General features: G+C 71.3%; 5 protein-coding genes. 1 reads left to right on the top strand and 4 read right to left on the bottom strand.

Annotated features, from left to right (window positions below; all coding sequences use genetic code 11):
• Positions 1-53: 53 nt before the first annotated feature.
• Positions 54-869 (bottom strand): anti-sigma factor, encoded by an 816-nt coding sequence (locus PKE44_RS07650; protein ID WP_324549718.1) that lies wholly within the window; start codon positions 867-869, stop codon positions 54-56.
• A complete protein-coding gene (locus PKE44_RS07645) occupies positions 869-1,375 on the bottom strand; it encodes a sigma-70 family RNA polymerase sigma factor (protein WP_324549720.1) in 507 nt (168 codons plus the stop codon). Before PKE44_RS07645 ends, PKE44_RS07650 begins: the two co-directional genes overlap by 1 nt.
• A 276-nt stretch (positions 1,376-1,651) precedes the next feature.
• Here PKE44_RS07645 and PKE44_RS07640 point away from each other — a divergent pair, with 276 nt between their 5' ends.
• On the top strand, positions 1,652-1,972 hold the full coding sequence (locus tag PKE44_RS07640; protein ID WP_324549716.1) for a hypothetical protein: 321 nt from the start codon (positions 1,652-1,654) through the stop codon (positions 1,970-1,972).
• A gap of 107 nt (positions 1,973-2,079) precedes the next feature.
• Here the strand turns inward: PKE44_RS07640 and aroE are convergent, their stop codons facing one another.
• Positions 2,080-2,898: a shikimate dehydrogenase gene (aroE, locus tag PKE44_RS07635; RefSeq protein WP_324549714.1), complete on the bottom strand. Its 819-nt coding sequence runs from the start codon at positions 2,896-2,898 to the stop codon at positions 2,080-2,082.
• Positions 2,899-3,023: 125 nt separating this feature from the next.
• Positions 3,024-6,836, bottom strand: a 3,813-nt coding sequence (locus tag PKE44_RS07630) for a PilC/PilY family type IV pilus protein (RefSeq protein ID WP_324549712.1), incomplete at its 5' end; no start/stop codon positions are given.

Raw genomic sequence — 6,836 nt, 5'->3', positions numbered from 1 at the left:
GAGCGGCAGGCACGGCAGGGTCCGGCAAGAGGCCCCGGGCCGCCGGCCGCCGCTCACAGCGCCAGCTGCCGGTACACCTGATGCGCCGCGGCCGAGAGTTCCTCGCGGCTCACGTCGCCGACCAGCGCGTAGCCGAGTTCGCCGTCGAGCCAGTAGAACGCATTCAGGCTGTCCTCGTGGTGGAAGCGGAAGGAGGTCTCGCCGCGGGCATCGCAGCGGTTCACGTACAGCGTCAGCCGCCGGCCATCGGCGTTCTGGTACATGAACTGCGCGGCCGGACGGCCCTCCTCGCCCGGCAGCAGCCGGCCGCCGAGCAGCTCGAAGCCGAGCGCCTCCAGACCGGGCGCGCGGATCGTGTGGCCCATGCGCTTCGACAGCCAGCCGAACAGGTGCTGGCTCTCGGCGGCGGCGACCTCGACCGGATGGCGGACCTCGGGCACGTAGACGGCGTGCGCGTAGACCGCGCGCTCGACGAAGGCGGCGTCGGGGCCGGCCGCCACCGGCCAGTCCCCGCCGAAGCGCGCGTGTCCGAACCAGCCGCCGAATGCGCCGGCGATGCCAGCGCCCAGCAGGCAGCCGGCGACCATCGCCGCCCGCAGCCACGGCCGCTGCACGGCTTGCGGAGGCTGCGGGGGTGCCGGCTGCGCGAGCACGTCGAGCAGTCGCGCCGGCAGCGGTTCTTCGAGCACCGGTGCGTACAGTTCCCGCAGGCCGGCCTCGGCCGTGTGATAGCTCGCGAGGCGCTCGGCCTCGCCGGGGTTGGCGGCCAGCCAGTCCTCGACCGCCGCGCGCCGTTCGGGTTCGAGGCGACCGTCGAGCCAGGCGTGCAGCTCGGCCTCGGCGATGCGCCTGCCGGACTCGCCGTTCATCACTTGACCCTCCTCAGCCGCGGGCCGTCATCGGCCCCGGCCAGCAGTTGCCGCAGGCGCTCGCGCGCCCGCGACAGGCGCGACATCACGGTGCCGACCGGCACGCCGAGCACGGCGGCGGCCTGCGGGTAGGTCAGCTCCTCGACGCCGATCAGCAGCAGCACCGCGCGCTGCTCGTCGGAGAGCCGGTCCATGGCCTGTGCCAGATCGCGCAGTGCCAGTTCGCCGTCGTGGTTCGGGGCCACCGGTGCGGCCTCGGCCAGCGCGTCGACATCGACGAAGGCCGGCCGGCGGTGATAGCTGCGCGCGGCGTTGGCGTGCAGGTTGTGCAGGATCGTGAACAGCCACGGCCGCAGCTCGCTGCTGCCGTCGTAGTGGTGCTGACGGGTCCAGGCGCGCTCCAGGCAGTCCTGCACCAGATCGTCGGCGCGCTCCGGGTCGCCGGTCAGCGCGCGCGCGTAGCGGCGCAGGCGCGGAATCTCGGCGGTCATGGCGTCGGCGAGCATGCGGCTCACGGACGGGGCTTCCTGCGACGGTTCAAGGTCTGGACCTCCGGAATTCGTGTTCTACCCTGCGCGTACACCACCTCTACACCCCAAAGGTTGCAGCCCTTCCCGGGGGATCCGCGAACTTCGCCGGCGATCCGCCATCCCACCTTGCGTTACGGTCCGCCCCTGCCCGCAGCGGGGACGGATGGCCTGCTGCCGCAGGCGCCCACCGGCCGCTTCCGTGCCGATCCAGACCAGGCCAGATCAGGCCAGATCCAGAAGGAGACCTTCACCATGAATCGCCCGAACCGCATGCTCGCCCTGTTCGCCGCGGCCGCGCTGCTTTCCGGCATCGGCCTCGCGCAGGCCAAGACCGAGACCATCGTCACGACCATCACGAATCCCGACGGCACCGTCACCCGCCAGGTCGAGCAGCGCGAAGTGCCGAACTCGGTTCCCGACCAGAGCTTCGAGTGGGCCGACCGGGACGGCAACGGCTGCATCGACCCGAGGGAAGCCAAGGACATGGGCATCCTGAACTTCGCGAAGGCCGACACCGCCCGCCGCGGCTGCCTGGGGCGCGCCGAGTACGAGCACGCGCTGATCTCGCAGTAAGGCAGTCAGCGCACGAAGCCGGTTTCACGACCTGCTTCACGAGCCACGCCGGCGGGCGGTCTGCGGACCGCCCGTCGTCGTTCCGGCCCCTGCCCTGCCGCGCCGCTTCAGCCTTCCCCGCGCAGCGCCGCCAGCACCGGCGCCGTATCCGGACGCACGCCGCGCCAGATCAGGAAGGCCTCGGCCGCCTGCTCGACCAGCATGCCGAGACCGTCAGCGGTGTGCGTGGCGCCGTGCGCGCGCGCCCAGCGCACGAAGGCGGTCGGTTCGTCGCCGTACATCATGTCGTAGCACCAGGCAGCGTCGGCGAGCAGCCCTTCGGGCAGCGGCGGCACCTCGCCCGAAAGCCCGGCGGCGGTGGCGTTGATGAGCAGGTCGAAGCGTTCGCCGGCCAGCTCGTCGTAGCTGCGGCCGTAGCAGAGGCCGAGGTCGCCGAAGCGCAGCGCGAGTTCCGCGGCCTTGTCCGGCGTGCGGTTGGCAATCGTCACCGCCGCCGGTCCTGCCGCCAGCAGCGGTGCCAGCACGCCGCGCGCCGCGCCGCCGGCCCCGAGCAGCAGCACGCGCCGCCCGGCCAGCGTGCAGCCGAGGTTGGTTTCGAGGTCGCGCACCAGCCCGGCGCCGTCGGTGTTGTCCCCGAGCACGCCGTCCTCGTCGAGCTTCAGCGTGTTGACCGCGCCGGCGCGCTCGGCGCGCGTGCTCAGGCGATCGGCCCAGACCCAGGCGTCCTGCTTGAACGGCACGGTGACGTTCAGGCCGCGCCCGCCGGCTGCGCGAAACGCCGTGGCGCAGTCGGCGAAACCGCCCTGCGGACCGAGGATCGCCTCGTAGACGAGATCCTGTCCGGTCCGGGCGGCGAACAGCGTGTGGATGCGCGGCGACTTGCTGTGGGCGATCGGGTTGCCGATCACGGCGTAGCGGTCGGTCATGACGGCGGCTTCCGGGTGAGGTCGGGGGCCGGCAGTGTAGGAGCGGACGGCGGGCGGCGGGAGGAGAAAAAACGCCGTCGCCCGCGCTGCCGCCCTGTCCTTCCCGCCGTCCCGCCGTCACGCCCTCACTGCAGCTGGATCCACGACTGCCGCCCGGTGCTGCGCGCATCGATGCGCTCGCCGACGCTGAACGGCGTGCCACCGGCGGAGCCGGTCACCCATTTGGTTTCGGACTTGGCGCCGACGACCACCGCCGGCGCGCCGCTGATGACGCCGACCTGCGGATTGATGCCGGTGACGACGACGAGCTCGCCGTTGATCGTCACGCCGTCGCTGCCATCGAAGCGCCCGTCGTTGTTCAGGTCGAACGAGGCGGTCTTCGGCCGGCCGCCGCTGGCGGACAGCACCTCCATCAGCCAGCCGTCGCCGCCACCCGAGCAGCCGGCGCTCGCAAGCGGCAGCATGGTCGGGAACACGATGCGGTCGTAACGGATCACGGCACGCTCGACGACGCGCTCGCCGGCCGCGACACCGTTCGGCGGCACCAGGTCCAGATACCAGCCCTTCGCCCCGTCGGCCGGCGTGTTGTCGGAGCTGACCCGCAGCGGATACGGGCCGTTGGTGCCGGCCGGGAACTCGGCGATGAGGGTCTGCGCGGTCAGCACGCTGCTGCGGCTGGTGTAGGTGATGCTGCTGCCGGCATCGACGAGGCCGTAGAAGCTCTGCACCGCCGGCGAGGTCTCGATCTGGCCGTCGCTGGCTTCGAGATATTTGCCGGTGCCGAAGAACACGCGCACGACGCCGTCCTTGCCCTTGCCGACGGTCGGCTGCACGGTGATCGGCTGCGCGAGCCCGGTCGGGCCGCGCGCCGTGAACAGCGGCTGGCCGCCGAGCGCCACCCGCCAGCCGCCGGCGCTGCCACTGAGGTCGAACTTCCACAGGTTGCCGAGCAGGTCGCCGGCGTAGACGGCATCGGTGACCAGATCGCCGTCGGCATCCCAGGCGACCGGGGTCGCGAGACCGCTGGCGCCGCTGACCGGCAGCACGATCTTCGCGAGCTGCACGCCGCTCAGCGCATCGAGCGCGTACAGCACGGCGTTGCCGCTCGTGCCGTTGTAGCCGTTGCCGAACAGCACGACCCACGGGTGCGCGCTGTCGTGCGTGCGCACGATCAGCGCCTGACGCACGCCCTCGCCGAGATCGGCGTCGGTGAACTCCCACAGCACGTTGCCGGGGCCGAACGTGGCCGGATCGCTGACATCGAGCCCGAACACCGCCTTGCCGCCCGCCCCGAGCGTGCCGGCCAGCAGCGTGCGCCAGCGGCTGCCGTCATGGACATCGCTGACCGTCGGCGCGCCGTCGACGCTGTAGACGTGGTTGTAGCTGCGCGCCGTGAGGCCGGCGAGGCGGCCGAACACGGCGTTCGGCACGTAGGCGAGGCGCTCGCTGCCGGTGGTCGCATCGAAGCCGTGCAGCATGCCGTCGTTGGCGCCGACGTAGACCATCTGCGCGAGGCTTTCCTTGGCCGTGACCCAGGCTGCGTAGCTCGCGCCCTCGCTGCCCGGCAGCCTGCCGTATCCGGCGTCGCTGACGCCGGCGAACACCGGATCGCTGTTGACGACATCGCCGAGGCGGGTCGTGCGCACGCGCAGCTGGTTGCTGGCCGTGCCCTCGCGGCTCTGGTCGCCGCGCAGCCAGTCGAGCAGCGTGCTGTCGTTGCCCAGCGCCGCCTTCTGCGTGCTGTCGAGATTCGTCCACGTGAAGGCGATGCCGCCGCTGCCCGGGCGCCATGTGACGATGTTGCGGCTCGCGGTCGCCGGCAGGTGATCGCTCGCCTTCCAGATCAGCCCGGACAGCGCGCCGGTGGCGGCGTCGATGCCGTAGGCCTTGACCTCGCCGCTCCAGTCGGCGGGGTTATAGGAAGCCTGGAACAGCAGCGCCGAGGTCTGCAGCGTGCGCACGTTGGCGCTCAGGGCCGCCGAGGACGGGTCGCCGGCGGCGACCGACGCGAACAGCCGGCTCAGCGCCGGCGACAGCTCGCCGGGGTTCTTCACGTCGAAGAAGTGGTCCTCCCACTCGCCGTCGTCGGGCCGGCCGTTGCTGTTGCGGTCGCGGAAACCGCCCCACTTCGCCGCGTAGTACAGCGGCGCACGCAGCGTGCCGGCAGCGGTGCCGGAGATGGTGTAGGTCTGCGCGGTCTGCACCGCCGGACTGCTGACCGAGCAGCCGGCGCTGCAGTCGCGTGCGCCGGTCGCGTCGGTGTAGCGGAAGGTGTTGTGGCCCGAGTGCGCGTGAAAGCCGTCCTGCGAGGTGCCGCTGATGATGTAGCCGAAGCCGAGCGTGTGGCCGGCGTTGGCGTAGTCGATCCAGGTGGTGACCGTCACGGTGTTGCTGGTGACCACGTAGTCGATCGTGCCCTTCATGTCCTCGTCGTAGTCGTTGCCCTGCTCGCCGTCCTCCCAGACCACCGACACGCGCCCGGCGTACTGGCCGGCGGTGGCCGTCTGGCTGAGGATGCGGAAGTCGACGATCGTGCAGGCCGAGTCGTTGTTGCTGTCCTTGCACGCCGGCAGGATCGTCACGGTGCGCGTCGAGGCCGGCACCGGGATCGTGATCTTCGGCACCGGCGGGGCCATCGACACGCCGAAGAAATCGACCTTGCGCCCGCCGACGCCGGCGGTATGCGCGGCGTTGGCAAGCCCGGCGATCTGGTAGCTGCCGGACAGGCGCGGTGCCTCCGGGCACGGCCCCTTGACGCCGGAGAGCGCCGTGACGGTCTTGGCCGTGCAGCGGCGGTCGGTGCTGCTGCCGAACTCGCCGACGAACAGCGGGGTGCCGCTGCTGCTGATGCCTTCGGCCGCCCCGATCGCGTCGGTGTAGCCGGACAGCGTGCCGCTGATGCCGAGGTCCGAAAAGCCGCCGAGCTGGTCGGAATCGTAGGAACTGACGCCGGAGTTGATCGCGATCAGGCTCGCCGGCGAGCACTTGTACTGGTCGCTGCTCGCCGGGTTCTGCCAGCTGACGGTCTTCAGGTCGGCGAAGCGCGCGCTGTCGTCCTTGTTGAAGGCCGTGGTCGGACTCAGGCCGTTGGCGGTCGAGCTGGTCGAATAGCGCAGGCCGGCGAAGTAGCGCATCGCCTCCAGCGTCAGCTCGGCGATCGGGTTGCCCCAGGTCGAACAGTTGCCCTCGGTGAACGAGTTCAGCGGGTCGGTGTTCGAGGCCAGGCCGCAGGCATCACCGCCGTTGCCGCTGTTGTAGCTGTCGGTATACGAGCCGCCGTGCTTGTAGCCGAACAGGCGCAGCGCATCGAGCGCGGCGCGGATGCTGCCGGTCGACGGGGTTGCCAGGAACTGGCCGGTCTGCAGGTTGATCTCGTCACCGCGCCACGAGGCGATGTTCTTCCTGAGCGCCCCGCCCGACTTGTTGCCGCCATAGGTGCCGAGCATCAGGCCGAAGTACATCTGGTCGTCGTCGCCGTAGTCCTGCAGCACGCCGACCGGCCGGTAGCTGCCGTCCGGATACTGCTTGCATTTTTCGCCGCCGAGGCCGCCGGTGCCGCTGCCGGGCACGCAGACGCGCACGCGCGCCGCGTAGTCACCGATCAGCGCCGAGCTGCCGGGGCTGCCGCTCACGCCGGTCTGGCACTGGCGCACCTCCTGCGCCGCCCAGTCCGGAAACTCGCCGGCCGCGAAGCGCATGACCGGCGGATAGGCGGCGGTGTCGACGCGCTGCGAGTAGCTGCCGCTCGCGGCATACGTGGTGTTGCAGATCGAGATCGACGCGCGCGCGCCGAGCGGCGTCAGCCGGCCGATGTCGCTGGTCCCCGAAGGCGCGTAGACCTTGCTCCAGCTGTGCGCGTCATTCGGCAGGTAGCTGCGTTCGAGCACGACGATGCCCGGCGTCACGGTGCTCGTCGTCGTCGCCGTGGTCACGTAGGT

Source organism: Plasticicumulans sp., from assembly GCF_035331805.1.
Classification (GTDB): domain Bacteria; phylum Pseudomonadota; class Gammaproteobacteria; order Competibacterales; family Competibacteraceae; genus Plasticicumulans.
The sequence above is the reverse complement of the archived record's forward strand: the minus strand, read 5'-3'. Positions and strand labels throughout refer to the sequence as shown.